The sequence below is a fragment of the Actinomadura sp. NAK00032 genome (genome assembly GCF_013364275.1).
Taxonomy (GTDB): domain Bacteria; phylum Actinomycetota; class Actinomycetes; order Streptosporangiales; family Streptosporangiaceae; genus Spirillospora.
Window position 1 is genome coordinate 205,777 of the sequence record NZ_CP054932.1, and the last position, 14,801, is coordinate 220,577.

General features: G+C 73.5%; 13 protein-coding genes. 7 read left to right on the forward strand and 6 right to left on the reverse strand.

The genetic code is table 11. From position 1 onward, the window contains the following. The first annotated feature begins 132 nt into the window (after positions 1 to 132). The gene (locus tag HUT06_RS01035) at positions 133 to 1,767 is read left to right on the forward strand and encodes an RNA polymerase sigma factor (protein ID WP_176193956.1); all 1,635 of its coding nucleotides are present in this window, start codon (positions 133 to 135) and stop codon (positions 1,765 to 1,767) included. A gap of 25 nt (positions 1,768 to 1,792) precedes the next feature. Here HUT06_RS01035 and HUT06_RS01040 read toward each other — a convergent pair whose 3' ends face one another. Beyond that, positions 1,793 to 2,560, reverse strand: coding sequence for a MerR family transcriptional regulator (locus HUT06_RS01040; RefSeq protein WP_176193957.1), 768 nt, complete (start codon positions 2,558 to 2,560; stop codon positions 1,793 to 1,795). Positions 2,561 to 2,649: 89 nt separating this feature from the next. On the opposite strand from HUT06_RS01040, the gene HUT06_RS01045 reads away from it, so the two are divergent. The 6 genes from HUT06_RS01045 (at position 2,650) to HUT06_RS01070 (ending at position 8,571) form a co-directional block, all read left to right on the forward strand. Further along, entirely contained in the window at positions 2,650 to 3,633 is a 984-nt protein-coding gene (locus HUT06_RS01045) for an adenylate/guanylate cyclase domain-containing protein (RefSeq protein ID WP_176193958.1), read from the forward strand. 131 nt (positions 3,634 to 3,764) lie between these two features. Then, a complete protein-coding gene (locus HUT06_RS01050; RefSeq protein ID WP_176193959.1) occupies positions 3,765 to 5,321 on the forward strand; it encodes an alpha/beta hydrolase domain-containing protein in 1,557 nt (518 codons plus the stop codon). A gap of 10 nt (positions 5,322 to 5,331) precedes the next feature. Next, complete coding sequence (locus tag HUT06_RS01055; protein ID WP_176193960.1) at positions 5,332 to 5,742, forward strand: VOC family protein; 411 nt, start codon at positions 5,332 to 5,334, stop codon at positions 5,740 to 5,742. Between the two features lie 188 nt (positions 5,743 to 5,930). Next, a complete protein-coding gene (locus tag HUT06_RS01060; protein ID WP_176193961.1) occupies positions 5,931 to 6,764 on the forward strand; it encodes a CPBP family intramembrane glutamic endopeptidase in 834 nt (277 codons plus the stop codon). Further along, complete coding sequence (locus HUT06_RS01065) at positions 6,761 to 7,915, forward strand: sensor histidine kinase (RefSeq protein WP_176193962.1); 1,155 nt, start codon at positions 6,761 to 6,763, stop codon at positions 7,913 to 7,915. The genes HUT06_RS01060 and HUT06_RS01065 overlap by 4 nt, the downstream gene beginning before the upstream one ends. Then, positions 7,912 to 8,571, forward strand: a complete 660-nt coding sequence (locus HUT06_RS01070) for a response regulator transcription factor (RefSeq protein ID WP_176193963.1) — start codon at positions 7,912 to 7,914, stop codon at positions 8,569 to 8,571. The genes HUT06_RS01065 and HUT06_RS01070 overlap by 4 nt, the downstream gene beginning before the upstream one ends. 24 nt (positions 8,572 to 8,595) lie before the next feature. Here HUT06_RS01070 and HUT06_RS01075 read toward each other — a convergent pair whose 3' ends face one another. The 5 genes from HUT06_RS01075 to HUT06_RS01095 all read right to left on the reverse strand — a co-directional run bounded on the left by HUT06_RS01075 (position 8,596) and on the right by HUT06_RS01095 (position 14,715). Beyond that, complete coding sequence (locus HUT06_RS01075) at positions 8,596 to 10,179, reverse strand: serine/threonine-protein kinase (RefSeq protein ID WP_254714908.1); 1,584 nt, start codon at positions 10,177 to 10,179, stop codon at positions 8,596 to 8,598. Between the two features lie 108 nt (positions 10,180 to 10,287). Then, positions 10,288 to 10,875, reverse strand: a complete 588-nt coding sequence (locus HUT06_RS01080; protein ID WP_176193964.1) for a Dps family protein — start codon at positions 10,873 to 10,875, stop codon at positions 10,288 to 10,290. A gap of 83 nt (positions 10,876 to 10,958) precedes the next feature. Further along, the gene (locus HUT06_RS01085) at positions 10,959 to 13,214 is read right to left on the reverse strand and encodes a xanthine dehydrogenase family protein molybdopterin-binding subunit (protein WP_176193965.1); all 2,256 of its coding nucleotides are present in this window, start codon (positions 13,212 to 13,214) and stop codon (positions 10,959 to 10,961) included. Beyond that, entirely contained in the window at positions 13,211 to 14,203 is a 993-nt protein-coding gene (locus HUT06_RS01090; RefSeq protein WP_254714909.1) for a xanthine dehydrogenase family protein subunit M, read from the reverse strand. The genes HUT06_RS01085 and HUT06_RS01090 overlap by 4 nt, the downstream gene beginning before the upstream one ends. After that, positions 14,200 to 14,715 (reverse strand): (2Fe-2S)-binding protein, encoded by a 516-nt coding sequence (locus tag HUT06_RS01095; RefSeq protein ID WP_254715714.1) that lies wholly within the window; start codon positions 14,713 to 14,715, stop codon positions 14,200 to 14,202. Before HUT06_RS01095 ends, HUT06_RS01090 begins: the two co-directional genes overlap by 4 nt. Positions 14,716 to 14,801: the final 86 nt, after the last annotated feature.

Below are 14,801 nucleotides of genomic sequence, written 5' to 3' on the forward strand. Positions count from 1 at the left end.
CGGGTGTTACCTTAATGGTGATTTCGGGAGATGATGTGGTGCGAATGGGGTCCGCGGGTGTATGCAAGGTGGGCTGATTGTCCGGATGACCCCCGTGGGGGCGGGCCCCTCATGCCGCTGCCGGGAGCGTGAATGCCCAGGTTGTCCACCTCCGCACGCTCGGCCGACCACAAACTGGTCAAGGGGCTGAACGAAGGCGACGAGGCGGCGCTCGCCGCGCTCTATGACGAGTACGCCGAGCGCCTTTATGACTACGTACTGTCAATGTCGGGGGACGCGAAGGTCGCGGCCGACATCGTCCACGACACGTTCATCGACGCCTGCCGCCGCGCGCCCCGGATGCGCGACCCTCTGCACCTGGGTTCCTGGCTGTACGGGGCGGCGCGGCGCCGCTGCGTCCGGCGGGGCCGCGGCAAGGCGCTGTACTGGGACCGGGACGCCGAGTTCGCCGACGCGCCGTTCCTCGACCATGCCGACGGCGACGACCTCGGCTTCGAGTGGCCGCCGTCCGACGCCATGCACCGCCTGCTGCGCGCCGCCCTCGCCCGGCTGGAGCCGGTCGACCAGGAGGTGATGCTCCTGGCGTTCCGGCACGGGCTGCGGCCCGCCCGGCTCGGCGCCGCGCTCGGGCTGTCGCCCCGGCGGGCGGCGATGCGGGTGCGCAAGGCCCGCGCCGAGCTGGAGGCCGCGCTGCGGGACGCGGTGCGCGCCGCTGAGCGCGCCTGCGCGGCCGGTCCGGTGGAGGAGGCCCCCGAAGCCGCAGGGGACGCCGGGATCGCCGTCCTGGCCGCCCGTGCCCCGGTGCAGGAGGCCGAGGAGGCGGCGCCTCCCGCGCCCGCCGTCCGGCCGGGCCCGGCCGGACGGGTGCTGCGGATGCTGCGCGGCGGGGGCGACGACTCCCCCGCCGACCCCGAGACCGAGCGGCACGTCGCCGACTGCCTGGACTGCCTGCGCCGCGGCCGGGTGTCCCCCGCCGCGCTGCTGCGCCGGGCGCCCGCGCCGGTGCTGCCGGCCGCGCTGCGGCACCGCGTCATGCACACCGCCACCGACCCGGAGCTGGCCGGCTACCGGGCCGACATCGCCGCGCGCGGCGGCCCGCTCACCCCGTCCGGCCTGCCGAGCCAGCCGGACGTCCCGTCGCCGTTCACCCGCCGGTGGCTGTTCACCGTCGGCGGCATGGCGGGCGCGCTCGTCGCCGCGCTGGTCGCGGTGTTCGCGATGGGGCCCGGCATCGGCAGCGGCACGCTGTCCTGGCCGCCGTTCCGGACGGGCCCGCAGCCGTCGATCACCCATGAGTCGCCGCAGGAGCACGGCTCCCGCGGCGGCGGGCACCCGACGCCCGGCGGACCCAGCGGGGGACCGCAGGCCCGGCCCGTCCAGCCGTCCCCCGGCCTGCGGCCCGAAGAGAAGACGACGCAGCGCCCGAGCGGCCCGTCCTCGCCGTCGCCGACGCAGCCGACGCGGCCGCCCGCGAAGACGGGCGTCCTCGTGGTGAACCCCGGCAAGGTCGAGATGTACGGCACCAAGACCGCCCACGTCAGCCTCGCCGCCGAGAGCGGGCCGGTGACGTGGACGGCGATGACGTCGTCGAACCAGCTGATCCTGTCGGAGATGCAGGGCGGCATGTCGGCCGGCGGCACCACGGACCTGACGCTCACCCTCCGCACGGCGCTCATCGGGCTGCCCGGCCAGGGATCGCTCACGTTCACCGACTCCGAGGGCGCGACCCACCAAGTGGAGGTCGTATGGGGAGCGACTCTGCTGTGACGGGGGGCTGAGCCGCTCTGACGGCTCAGCCGTCGGCGGGCTGCCGCTCCAGGGCGTCGCGGAGCGTTTCGAGCCGCTCGCCGAGCGCCTCCTGGACGCGCACCTCCATCGCCCGCGCGATGAACGGGTCGACGACCATCTTCACCAGCGGCCGCATCCGGCGGACCACGGCGGCGATCTCCGCGACCTCGGCGCCGTCCGGGGACGGCTGCGACTCCAGCCGGTCGAAGACGTTCTCCTGGACGAGGTTGACGAACCGCCCGGCGATCACGTCGCAGTCGGCGCGGATCTGCGCGGCGATGTCGAGCACCGAGTCCAGCGGGATGCCGGCGGCGACCAGTTCGGCGCCGACGTGCAGCAGCCGCGGGCTCGGCACCCGGAAGGCGTCGCCGTCCGGCTCGATCAGCCCGAGTTCGATCGTGCGCCGCTGGACGCGGGCCACCTCGTCCGCGCTGAGCCCGGAGCCGAAGATCTCGACCAGCTCGGCGTAGGTGGTGGTGCCGGGGATCTCGTCCGACCACGGATCGGTGAGGACCTTCTCCAGCCCGAGCACCTCGCCGACGTCCTTGCCCGTCTCCCAGGCCGACAGCAGGTCCTTGATGATCGCGAAGGTGTAGCCGCGGCCGAGCAGGTTGCCGATCAGCCGGAGCCGCGCGAGGTGCGCGTCGCCGTAGAGCCCGACGCGGCCCTCCAGGCGCGGCGGCGGCAGCAGCCCCCGGTCCTGGTAGGCGCGGATGTTGCGCACGGTGCTTCCGGCCAGCCGCGCCAGCTCGTCGATTCGGTACTCGGCCATGCCCCGTCCGCCGGTTCGTTCGATATACCCCCCGTGATCTTACCCGCGCGGCATTGTTACATCGGCTGATGGCACATAGGCTGCCGGGCATGGCGGACGACATCGAGGAGACCCTCCTCGGCGGCCCCCTGCGCTACACGCGCAAGGAGGTCGAGGCCCTCTCGGGCGTCACGGACGACTACGCGCGCCGGATCTGGCAGGCGCTCGGCTTCCCGGCACCGCCCGACGACGAGGTCGCGTTCACCGACGGCGACGTCGCCGCGCTCCGCGAGATCAAGGACCTGCTCTCCCACGCGCTGGTGGACGAGGAGATGGTGCTCCAGCTCGCCCGCGCCGTCGGCCAGACGATGGGCCGCCTCGCGAGCTGGCTCGGCGACGTGTGGCTGCAGCGGCTCGCCGCGCTGCCGTCCGACGAGCCCGTGACGGCCGAGCTGGTCACCGCCGCGCTCGCCGCCACCGAGGAGCTGCGCCCGGCGTTCGAGCGGCTGCTGCTGCAGGGCTGGCGCCGCCAGCTCACCGCCGCCGGGATGCGCGCCGCCGCCACCACGGCCGCCGCCCAGTCCGACCCGGCGGCGGGCCTCGCCCACCTCGGCGTCGGCTTCGCCGACGTCGTGTCCTTCACCCGCCTGAGCCGCCGCCTCGACGGCGACGGCCTGGCCGCCTTCGTCGAGCGCTTCGAGTCGGCCGCCGCCGAGATCGTCGCCGAGGCCGGCGGCCGCGTGGTGAAGACTCTGGGGGACGAGGTCCTGTTCGTCGCCCCGACCCCGTCCGCCGCCGCCGAGATCGGGCTGCGCATCGCGGAGCACTTCAATGAGGCCCCCGACTTCCCGCAGGTCCGCGTAGGTCTCGCCTACGGCGAGGTCATCCAGCGCCTGGGCGACGTGTTCGGCACGCCGGTCAACATGGCCGCCCGCCTGACCTCCACCGCCTACCCGGGGACGGTCCTGGCAGGCCCCGACCTGGCGGCGGCCCTCTCGTCCGGCACCTTCCACACCTCCGGCCTCCGGCCCCGTCCTCTCCAGGGCCTGGGCCGCGTAAGGCCCTACGTCCTGCGCCGCCCCCGCCACGCCTGACCGCCCGCCGCCGAGCGCGCCGCGTCCCGGTGGCCTGCGGTGGGGGAGAAGACCGGTGATTTGCGCGATGCCTCGGGCGCCGGGGGCGGCGGACACTGTGCTTCCCCCAACCCCCTCCCCTGGAGGCAACCATGCGCCTGCCCTTACGGCTCCCCAAGCGGCGGGCGGCCGCCGCGACGCTGAGTGCCGTGTTGTCCGCGGCACTGCTCAGCGCCCCGGCCGCCGTCCCCGCCGCCCACGCGGCCGACGACCCGGTGACCAGCGTCCCGCCCACCGGCGAGCACGGCTTCCCGTTCCTGGCCGCGGCCGAGGACCTCGGCTCGTTCGGCTACACCGAGAGCGAGTACTTCTTCTCCGGCACGGCCGCGTCCTACGCCAAGTCCGGCTTCTGGCGCTCGGACGGCCGGTGGGACGTGCGCGAGTCCGGCCGCGCCGCGTTCAAGAGCCGGCTCCTGGTGCGCCGGCCCGCCGATCCGGCCAAGTTCAACGGCACCGTCGTGGTCGAGTGGCTCAACGTCAGCGGCCAGATCGAACTCTCCCCCGACTACTGGTTCGCGCGGGACGAACTGCTGCGCAAGGGGTACGCCTGGGTCGGCGTCTCCGCGCAGTCGGTCGGCGTCAACGGCGGGCTCGGTGAGATCAAGGGCCTCAAGGGCTGGGACCCGGCCCGCTACGGCACCCTCGTCCATCCCGGGGACGCCTACGCCTACGACATCTTCTCCCAGGCCGGGCGGGCGCTGCGCAGCCCGGACGGCCCCGACCCGCTCGGCGGGCTGGAGGTCACGACGCTGCTCGCGGACGGCGAGTCGCAGTCCGCCGGCTTCATGACCACCTACGCCAACGCGGTCCAGCCCGTCGCGCGGGTCTACGACGGCTTCCTGATCCACAGCAACAGCGCCGTCGCGTCCCCGATCAGCGGCGAGCTGACCGACATCCTGTGGATGCCGAACCCGTCCAGGATCAGGACGGACCTGACCGTCCCGACGTTCGTCGTGCTCACCGAGACCGACATCCCGGGCGCGTTCGCGGCCCGGCAGCCCGACACCGGCCGCGTCGTCCACTGGGAGCTGGCCGGCACCGCGCACGGCGACCAGTGGGCGTTCGACCTGGGCGGCCCCACACTGAAGAAGTCCGCCGGCGACGCCGTGCCCAAGCCCGACTGCGCGGCGGGGTCGGCACCGTTCAACGACGGACCCGGGCACTACTCGATGAACGCCGCGCTGCGCCTGCTGGCGGGCTGGGCGCGGGGCGGGGCGGCGCCGCCGAGCGGGCAGGAGCTGAACACGGTCCTGCGCGATCCGCGCACGGGCCTCGCCACCGGCGGCATCCGGCTGCCGGACGTCGCGGTCCCGACCCGGACCCTCAGCGGCGAGCGCGACACCAGCGGCAGCGGTGTCTTCTGCGGGCTGTACGGCGCCAGCGACCCGTGGAACGGCGACGCCGACCCGTGGGACCGGCACGACGACGGCGACCCGTCCGACCCGTCGTTCCCCCGCACCGCCGAACCGGTGCTGAGCAGCCTCTACCCGACGCACGCCGACTACGTGGCCAAGGTGCGGGCGGCCGCGCAGCAGTCCGTGGACGCGCGCTACCTGCTGCCGGAGGACGCGGCGGCGATCGTGGCCGCGGCCGAGTCCGGACCGAATCGGTCAGGAATCGAGAAGCGCAGGTCAGGAGGCCGTGCCTAGCGTGGTGTCCATGGACATCACCATTCACACGAGCTTCCTGCCGCACGACGATCCGGAGGAGTCGCTGGCCTTCTACCGGGACGTCCTCGGCTTCGAGGTCCGCAACGATGTCGGGCAGGGCAAGATGCGCTGGATCACGGTCGGCCCCGCCGGCCAGCCCGACACGTCCATCCTGCTGGCGCCGCCGGCGACCGACCCCGGCATCACCGAGGACGAGCGCCGCACCATCGCGGAGATGATGGCGAAGGGCACCTACGGCTGGATCCTGCTGGCCACCCCGAACCTCGACGAGACCTTCGAGAAGGTGCAGGCCCGCGACGTCGAGGTCGTCCAGGAGCCGACCGACCAGCCGTACGGGATCCGCGACTGCGCGTTCCGCGACCCGGCCGGGAACCTGCTCCGCGTCCAGGAGCACCGCTGATCCGGCCGCTCGCCGGCCCGCCCGACCCCCGTCCCGGCCCGGCACGCCCGGGCCGGGACGGGCCGCTTGTCCCCCGAGCGAGCTACCGGAGAGTGTCCACCGTACGGTGAAGATTCCGAATCGCGTGATCCATAGCGTTCTACCTGGCCGCGGCGCCCATGCCGCGGGGATCTCGCGAAGGAGTCGATATGAAGCTGCTGATCCAGCTCTTGGCGGTCGGGGCGGTGGCCGCGGTCGGTGGCGGCATCACCCAGGCGGTCACGTGGAGCACGCTTCCCACGCTGGGGCTCGGCCTCGCGTCCGCCGTGCTGGCGCTGTTCGTGTACGCCTTCGTGGTGGGCCGGACGGAGCGCCGCCAGGTGGACGAGCTGGCCCGCGAGGGCGCCCTCCCCGCCCTCGGCCGGGGCGCGCTGATCGGCTTCGCGATGTTCGGCGCCGTCATCGTCAACATCGCCTTCCTCGGTGACTACGAGATCGACGGCTTCGGCTCGCTGACGGGCCCGATCGCGCTGGTCGGCTTCATGGCCGCCGCCGCCGTGACGGAGGAGCTGCTCTTCCGCGGCGTCCTGTTCCGCATCATCGAGAAGCGCATCGGCACCTGGTGGTCGCTGTCGCTGACCGGCCTGGTGTTCGGCCTGATGCACCTCGGCAACGAGAACGCCACCTTCTGGGGCGCCATCGCCATCGCGATCGAGGCGGGCGGCATGCTCGGCGCCGCCTACGTCGCGACCCGGAGCCTGTGGCTGCCGATCGGCCTGCACTTCGCCTGGAACTTCGCCGGCGCCGGCATCTTCGGCACTGCGGTCTCCGGTAACGACACCCCCAAGGGGCTGCTGGACGGTGTGACCTCGGGCCCGACCCTGGTCAGCGGCGGGGCGTTCGGCCCGGAGGCGAGCCTGTACTCGGTCGTGTTCGGCGCCCTGCTGACGGTCGCCTTCCTGCGGCTGGCCCACCGGCGCGGCAACCTGGTTCCCCGGAGGCGCCGCGACCGCGCCGCCGCGACCGCTAGCCTCGCCCAGTGATCGATCTCCGGACGATCCCGGACATGTGGCGCCGATGGGACGCCATGGTCCGGGATCTGCCCCTCGCACTGGTGCTGGTGGTCGGGTCGCTCATCCCGGCCCTGCACGGCTACGGAACCCACGTCGGCGACATCCCGAACCGCCCTTACGACGCGCTGGCGATCGTCGCGGTCGTCCTCCAGGGCCTCCCCCTCGTGGTTCGCCGCCGCTGGCCGACCGTGTGCCTCGCGCTCGTGGTGGCCGGCTTCGCGATCGACCAGCTCCGCGGCTACCACACGTTCGCGGGCACCGGCCTGGCCATCGCGGTGCTGAGCACGGGCGCCCATCTGGACCGGTTCCGCCGCACCGCCATCGCCGTCCTCACCGCGGTCTACGCGGTGCTGGCGGTCGCCATCGACCGGGCCGGCGGCGGCGAGCGGCCGGACGAGTACGTGACGTTCTACCTGGCGCTGGGCGTCGTGTGGGGCGTGGGGGCATGGCTGCGGTCCACCCGCGCCGCCGAGGCCGAGCGCCGGCTCCGCGTCGCGGAGGCCACCCGGGCCGCCGAGCGCAGCCGCCTCGCCCGCGAACTCCACGACGTCGTGACGCACCACGTGACGGCGATGGTCGTCCAGGCGGAGGCGGCGCGCTACCTGACCACCGCGCCCGAGCGGCTGGACGACACCCTCAGCGCCGTCACCGACACCGGCCGGCGCGCCATCAGCGACCTGCGGCAGCTGCTCGACGTGCTGAACCCCGACCACGGCGGCGAGCCGCGGATGCCGTCCATCGACGACCTCGGGACGCTCATCGAGCAGACGCGGCGCGCCGGGCAGCCCGTGGACTTCACCGAGGAGGGCACACCGGCCACCTCGACCGGTAACGCCGAATTCACCACCTACCGGGTGGTTCAGGAGGCCCTCACGAACGCGCTCAAGTACGCTCACGGCAGCCGGACCGAGGTGCGCGTCCGCTATGCCGAGAAGGAGATCATCGTGGAGGTCGGGAACGACGGGTCCGGGTCGCGGTCCGGGTCCCCCGGGGGCAGCGGGCGCGGGCTCACCGGGCTCCGCGAGCGGGTCGGCACGCTCGGCGGGGAGTTCAGCGCGGACGGGCGGCCGGACGGCGGCTTCACCGTGCGGGCGCGCATCCCCGCGGAGAGCGCCTCGTGACCGAACCGGTCCGGGTCCTGGTCTGCGACGACCAGGCGCTGATCCGCACCGGCTTCGCGACGATCATCGACGCGCAGCCCGACCTGGAGGTGGTGGGCGAGTGCGGCGACGGCCGCACCGCCATCGACCTCGTCGGCAGGTTGAAGCCCGACCTGGTGGTCATGGACGTCCGGATGCCCGTCCTCGACGGCATCGAGGCGACCCGGCTGCTCGCGGGCGCCGGGGTCGCCGACCCCGTGAAGGTGCTCGTGGTGACGACGTTCAACCTCGACGAGTACGTGTACGAGGCGCTGCGCGCGGGTGCGAGCGGCTTCCTGCTGAAGGACGCCCCGCCCGGCCAGCTGCTGCACGGCATCCGCACCGTCGCCTCGGGGGCCGCGCTGCTCGCGCCCGAGGTGACGCGGCAGCTCGTCGGCCGGTTCGCGGCCCGGATCCGCCCCACCGAGGACACCCCGCCCGAGACCGCGCTGACCCCGCGCGAGCTTGAGGTCCTGCGCCTCATCGCCGACGGCCTGTCCAACAGCGAGATCGCCGGGACGCTGGTGATCAGCCAGGAGACCGTCAAGACGTACGTGTCGCGGATCCTCACCAAGCTCGACCTGCGCGACCGCGTCCAGGCGGTCGTCTACGCCTACCGCCGCGGCCTGGTGACCTGACCCCGGTTTTCGTTCCGGACGGCCCTACGAGCTGGACGGGACGGTCTTGATGACCTTGCCCTTCCGGTTCACGGCGAGGTAGCCGCCGCCGTAGTCGTCGGTGAGGTAGATCATCATCGTCGGCTGGTCGCCGTTGAACGTCCAGGCGGCCTTCACGATGACGTACCTGTTGGTCGGCTTGGGCACCTTGAGCGTGCGCTCGGCGCGGCGCATCAGCGCGGGCAGCGCCTCCCAGTTGAAGGTCGCCGGATTCACCTTGGCGTCGCCGGTGGTGATGGCGATGCTGGCCCGGCGGCGCACCGCCGCGTCCGCGCCCTTCTCGTAGGTGTAGTTGTCGAAGGCGCCGCGCCGCCCGGCCACCGGCGCGTCCGCGTCGGCGTGCCCGGGGTACACGGTGAGCTCGGCGAACTCCCTGCTCCCGGAGGCGGCCGCGAACTTCTTGATCACGTCCCGGACGGCGGCCGGGGTGAGCAGGGTCTTGGGCTCCTTCGGGTCGCTGCCGGACTCGGCGAGGGCGTCGGTCGGCGAGGTGTTCGGGCGGCCCTCGCTGAGCGACCCCGTCTCGCCGGCCTCGTCGAGCAGGCCGGGAAGGACGACGAAGGCGGTCCCGATGAGCGCGACGATCACGGTGACCACCGGGACGGCGACGAGGAGGGCGATCAGCCCGGCCCGGCTCCGCCGGCGCAGCGGCGGAGGGGCCGCCTGCGCGGGATGGGTGCGAGGCCCGGCAACGGGCACGGGACCAGGAGCAGGTGCAAAAGACAGGTGCGTCGGGCTCTGACCGGCGACCTGCGTGAGCATGTGGTCGAGTTGGTCGGCCGTGGGACGGGCCGTGGGCTCGGCCACCAGAAGCGCTTGCAGGACGGGCGCCAAGGTCCCGGCGTTGCGGGGCGGCGGTACCTGAGCCGTCATGATGGCGGCCAGCGTCGCGGCCGTCGTGGAGCGGCGCAGCGGATTGGTCCCCTCGACGGCCACATAGAGCAGCAGGCCGAGAGACCAGAGGTCGGAGGCGGGGTCTCCTTCGTGCCCGTTCAGCCGTTCCGGCGCGATGTACTCCGGCGAGCCGACCAGCCCGCCGGTGGCGGTCACGCGGGACGCCTCCGCGAGCACCGCGATGCCGAAGTCGGTGAGGACCGGCGTCCCGTCCGCGCGCAGCAGGACGTTCGCGGGCTTGACGTCCCGGTGGCAGATCCCGGCCTGGTGCGCGGCGCGCAGCGCCGCCAGGAGCCCGCGCCCGACGGCGGCGGCCTCCGCGGGATTCAGCGGCCCGCGCGCCAGCCGGTCGTGCAGGGACTCCCCGCGGACGAGCTCCATGACCAGCCACGGGTGCGGCATGTCGGGCGAGTCCACGATGTGGTGGATGGTCACCACGTTCGGATGGTCGAGCCGGGCGAGGGCGCGGGCCTCGCGCATCACCCGCTCGCGCAGCATCCGCGCGACGTCCGGGTCGGGGTCGGCGGCCCCGGCCTCGGCGAGCCGCACCTCCTTCAGCGCGACTTCGCGTTCCAGGGCGAGGTCGAACGCGCGCCAGACGGTGCCCATGCCGCCGCTGCCGAGGCGGTCGCGCAGTTCGAAACGGCCGTCGATCACCGTCTTCGCAGAGGTCACGGCGGACAGCCTAAGCCCACCAACCCCGGCAAAGCGGAGCAAGGCACAACCGCCGACGGCGAAGCCCGGCCCGGACGACGCCGGGCCGGGGCAAGCCGTCGCGCCGGCTCAGCCGCCGTCGGCGACGACGAGCGGCGTGTCGACGAGGTGCTCGGCCAGGAACCACGCCTGCAGCTCCCCGGTGCGGATGACGTCGGACACGAGCACGTCGTTGGTGCCGTCGTCGCCCAGCTCGGCGGTGCGCGCGGCGGCGTCGTGCGCCTCGGTCAGGATGATCTCGTGGGCCTCCAGCAGCCGGGACAGCATCGCCGGGACCTCCTCGACGCCGTCCGGCGGGCGCGGGACGGCGGTGATCTCGGCGACGTGCCGCGGGTCGCCGACGGCCACGCCGCCGAGGGTCTGCACCCGCTCGGCGATGGTGTCGACCAGGGCGAGCTGCTCTCCCGCGTGCTTGTCCAGCAGCAGATGGAGCTGGTAGAAGGTGTGCCCCCGGACGAGCCAGTGGTGCTTCTTGTAGAGCGCGTAGAGGATCTGCGTGTCCGCGAGGACGCGGTTGAGGCGCTGGCAGGAGTACAAGCGGGCGTCATGGGAGAGGGCCAGCGGGAACTGCCGTACCGTCCCGAACTGCTGGATCTCTCGGCCGTGCTGGTGCAGCCATGGCTGGCTGCCGGCGGGTCGGGTCCCGTCCGTGCTCATGTGCGGGTTCCTTCCGGGTTCACATCGAATGGCGAAGGATGTGTTCCACCCGGTGAAGGGGCCAAACGGGACTCGGTCCCTGGTCACCACCCTGGTCGCGGGGCGTCGGGCAGGTTGTTGAGGAGGTGTTCGGTGGTGATCGGGCGGTCGCGGACGCGGATGCCGGTCGCGTGGAAGACGGCGTTGGCGACCGCGGCGCCGGAGCCGACCTGGCCGATCTCGCCGACGCCCTTGACGCCGAGCGGGCCGGTGACCGGGTCGGCCGCCTCGATCAGCGCGATGTCGACGTCGGGCGCGTCGGCGTTGACCGGCACCAGGTAGTCGCCGAGGCTCGTGTTGGCCCACCGGCCGAGGCCGGTGTCCATGCGGGTGCCTTCGAGCAGGGCCTGGCTCATGCCCCAGAGCATGCCGCCCATCAGCTGGCTGCGCGCCGTCATGGGGTTGAGGACGCGGCCCGGCGCGAACGCGGCGGTCATGCGCCGCACCCGGACGAGCCCGAGGTCGGCGTCGACCGCGACCTCGGCGAACTGGGCCCCGAACGTCAGCAGCCCGTACGGGGTGTCCAGCGGTGGCGGGTCCCAGCTGCCGATGGCCTCGGCGTCGGTCATGAGGTGCCGCTCCATCAGGTCGCGGTAGGTCTCGGCGCCGCCGGAGGCGGTCATCCGCCCGTCCGCGACGGTGACGGTGACGGGGTTGGCGCCGTGCAGGGGCGAGTCCGGGTCGCCGACGGCCGCGGCGATCATCTGGTCGCGGACGGCGACGGCGGCGTCGTGCACGGCGGCGCTCACCATCATCGCGCCGTTGGAGCCCACGGGTGACCCGGCGGTCGGCATGTCGGTGTCGCCGTACTCCAGCCGGACGTCCGCGAGGCCGACCCCGAGGCCGTCGGCGGCGACCTGGGTCAGGACGGTCGTCATCCCGGTGCCGAACTCCTGAGCGGCAGTGGACACCACGGCGGTGCCGTCGGCGTAGAGGCGGGCGCGGGCGCGCTGGGTGCGCATGAAGAACGCCACCGGGTAGGCGGCGGTGGCCATGCCGGTCCCGATCAGCCAGTCGCCCTCGCGGCGGACGCCGGGTGCCGGGTCGCGGCCGTCCCAGCCGAACCGCTCCGCGCCGCGCCGCAGGCAGTCGGCCAGCCCGCTGCTGGACCACGGGTGACCGGTGTTGGGGTCGACGTCGCTGATGTTGCGCAGCCGCAGCTCGACCGGGTCGATCCCGAGCTCGTAGGCGAGTTCGTCCAGCGCGCATTCGAGGCTGAACATCCCGGCGGACTCGCCCGGCCCCCGCGTGAAGGTCGGCGTCATCGTGTTGCCGCGCACCAGCCGGTGGACGCCCTCGAACGCGGGGCTGGCGTACACCTGGGACGACGCGCCGAACGCGGGCTCGGCCCAGTCGTCGAACGGCGAGGTGACGGAGATCTTGTGGTGCCGGATCGCGGTGAGCGTCCCGTCGCGCCGCGCCCCGAGCACGATGCGCTGCTCCTGCTCCTCCCGGTGCCCGCAGGAGGTGAACATCTGCTCGCGCGTGACCGCGAGCCGGACCGGCCGCCGGACGTGCCGGGCGGCCAGCGCGGCGAGGGTCACGTGCGGCCAGACCATCGCCTTGGACCCGAACGCGCCGCCCACGAACCGGGTCAGCACCCTGATCTTCGATGGCGACATGCCGAGCAGGGCGGCGACGGTGAGCTGCACCGCCTTGATGCCCTGGCACGAGTCGTACAGCGTCAGCCGGTCGCCGTCCCACACGGCGGTGGTGGTCATGGGCTCCAGCGCGTTGTGGTGGTTGGCGGCGAACCGGAACACCGTGTCGATCCGCGTGTCGGCCGCCGCGAGCCCCACCTCGACGTCGCCGCGCCGCGACTGGGCCGGCATGAAGCCGCCGAAGAGCCTCTCGGGTTCGTAGGCGTCGTCGCGGGCCTGGTCGACGACGGTCACGGACGGCTCCTCGGCGTACTCCACCCGGACGAGCGACGCGGCGTACTGCGCCTGCTCCAGCCCGTCGGCCACGACGATCGCGACCGGCTGGCCCGCGTAATGCACCATGTCGTCCTGCATCGGGAAGAACGTCTCGCCGGGCGCCGGACCGCCCATGAGGGACGGCACCAGCGGCACGCGGGCGACCTCGGGCATGTCGTGCCTGGTCAGGACGGCGACGACCCCGGCGGCCCGCTCCGCCTCCGCCGTGTCGATCGAGACGACGCGCCCGGCCGCCGCCTGCGCGCCGACGATCCGCGCGTGCGCCAGGCCCGGCAGCGCGATCTCCCCCGAGTAGCGGGCCGCGCCGGTGACCTTCTCCCGGCCGTCGACCCGCGGGACCTCACGTCCGATGGATCCGCTCATCGGTCATCCCCGTTCGTCAGCGTCGTCAGCGCCCGGACGATCGTCCGGCGCGCCAGTTCGACCTTGAAGGCGTTCTGCGGCCGGGGCTCGGCCGCCGCCAGCTCCCGCGCGGCGGCCTCGGCGAAGGCGTCCGGCGTCGCCGGGCCGCCGAGCAGACTCCGCTCGGCGGCCCGCGCCCGCCACGGCTTGGTCGCGACGCCGCCGAGCGCCAGCCGCACCTCGGCGACGGCGCCGTCCCGGACGTCCACGGCCGCCGCGACCGAGACCAGCGCGAACTCGTAGGACGCCCGGTCGCGGACCTTCAGGTACACCGACCGGCGGGCCACCGGGAGAGCCGGTACCTCGATCGCCGTGATCAGCTCCCCGTGCTCCAGCGGACGCTCGCGGTGCGGGGTGTCCCCGGGGAGCAGGAAGAAGTCGTCGATCGGGATGGCCCGCTCGCCGCCCGGCCCGCGCGAGCGGACGACCGCGTCCACGGCCACCAGCGCGACCGCCACATCGGACGGGTGCGTCGCGATGCACAGGTCGCTGGTGCCGAGCACCGCGTGCCCGCGATGGAAGCCGCCGATGGCCGAGCATCCGCTGCCGGGCTCGCGCTTGTTGCACGGTGAAACGGCGTCGCGGTAGTAGCCGCACCGCACCCGCTGGCACAGGTTGCCGCCCATCGACGCCATGTTCCGCAGCTGCGCCGACGCGCCGAGCAGCAGCGACTGCGCGACGAGCGGGTACCTGTCCACCACTCCGGCCGCGCGGGCGACGTCGCTCATGCGCGCGAGCGCGCCGATGCGCAGCCCGCCGTCCGGAAGGTCCTCGACGCGGTCCAGGGGCAGGTCGTTGATGTCGACGAGCAGGTCCGGGCGCAGGACGTTCTGGCGCACGAGGTCGATCTCGGTCGTGCCGCCGGCGAGGAACGCGCCGCTCGGGTGGGCGCCGACCGCCGCGATCGCCGTGTCGACGCCGTCCGCCCGCGCGTAGTCGAACGCCCTCACCGCCCCGCGCCGCCCTTCGCGTCGCGGACGTCGCGGATCGCGGCCCGGATGTTCGGGTAGGCGGTGCACCGGCAGATGTTGCCGCTCATCCATTCGGCGATCTCGCCGTCGTCGGAGGCGTGGCCCTCCTCCAGCAGCGCGACCGCCGACATGATCTGACCCGGCGTGCAGTAGCCGCACTGGAACGCGTCCCGGGCGATGAACGCCTCCTGCATCGGGTGCAGGCGGTCGCCGTCCGGCAGGCCCTCGATGGTGGTGACCTCGCGCCCTTCGCAGGCGATCGCGAGCGTCAGGCAGGCCAGCACGCGGCGGCCGTCCACCCACACCGTGCAGGCGCCGCACGTGCCCTGGTCGCATCCCTTCTTCGAGCCGGTCAGCCCGAGATGCTCGCGCAGCGCGTCCAGCAGGCTCACGCGGGGTTCGATCCGCAGGTCGCGCTCCCGGCCGTTGACGGTGAGAACGACCGCGCGCGCCTCCGGGCCGCGCTCCAGCGGCCGGGCCCCGACATCCATCCCCATGGGACTCCTTAATGATCAGATGTCGCTCACTCTCCGTATCGGGGCATTGCCCAGAGGTGCCGGGTCTTCACATCGGACGG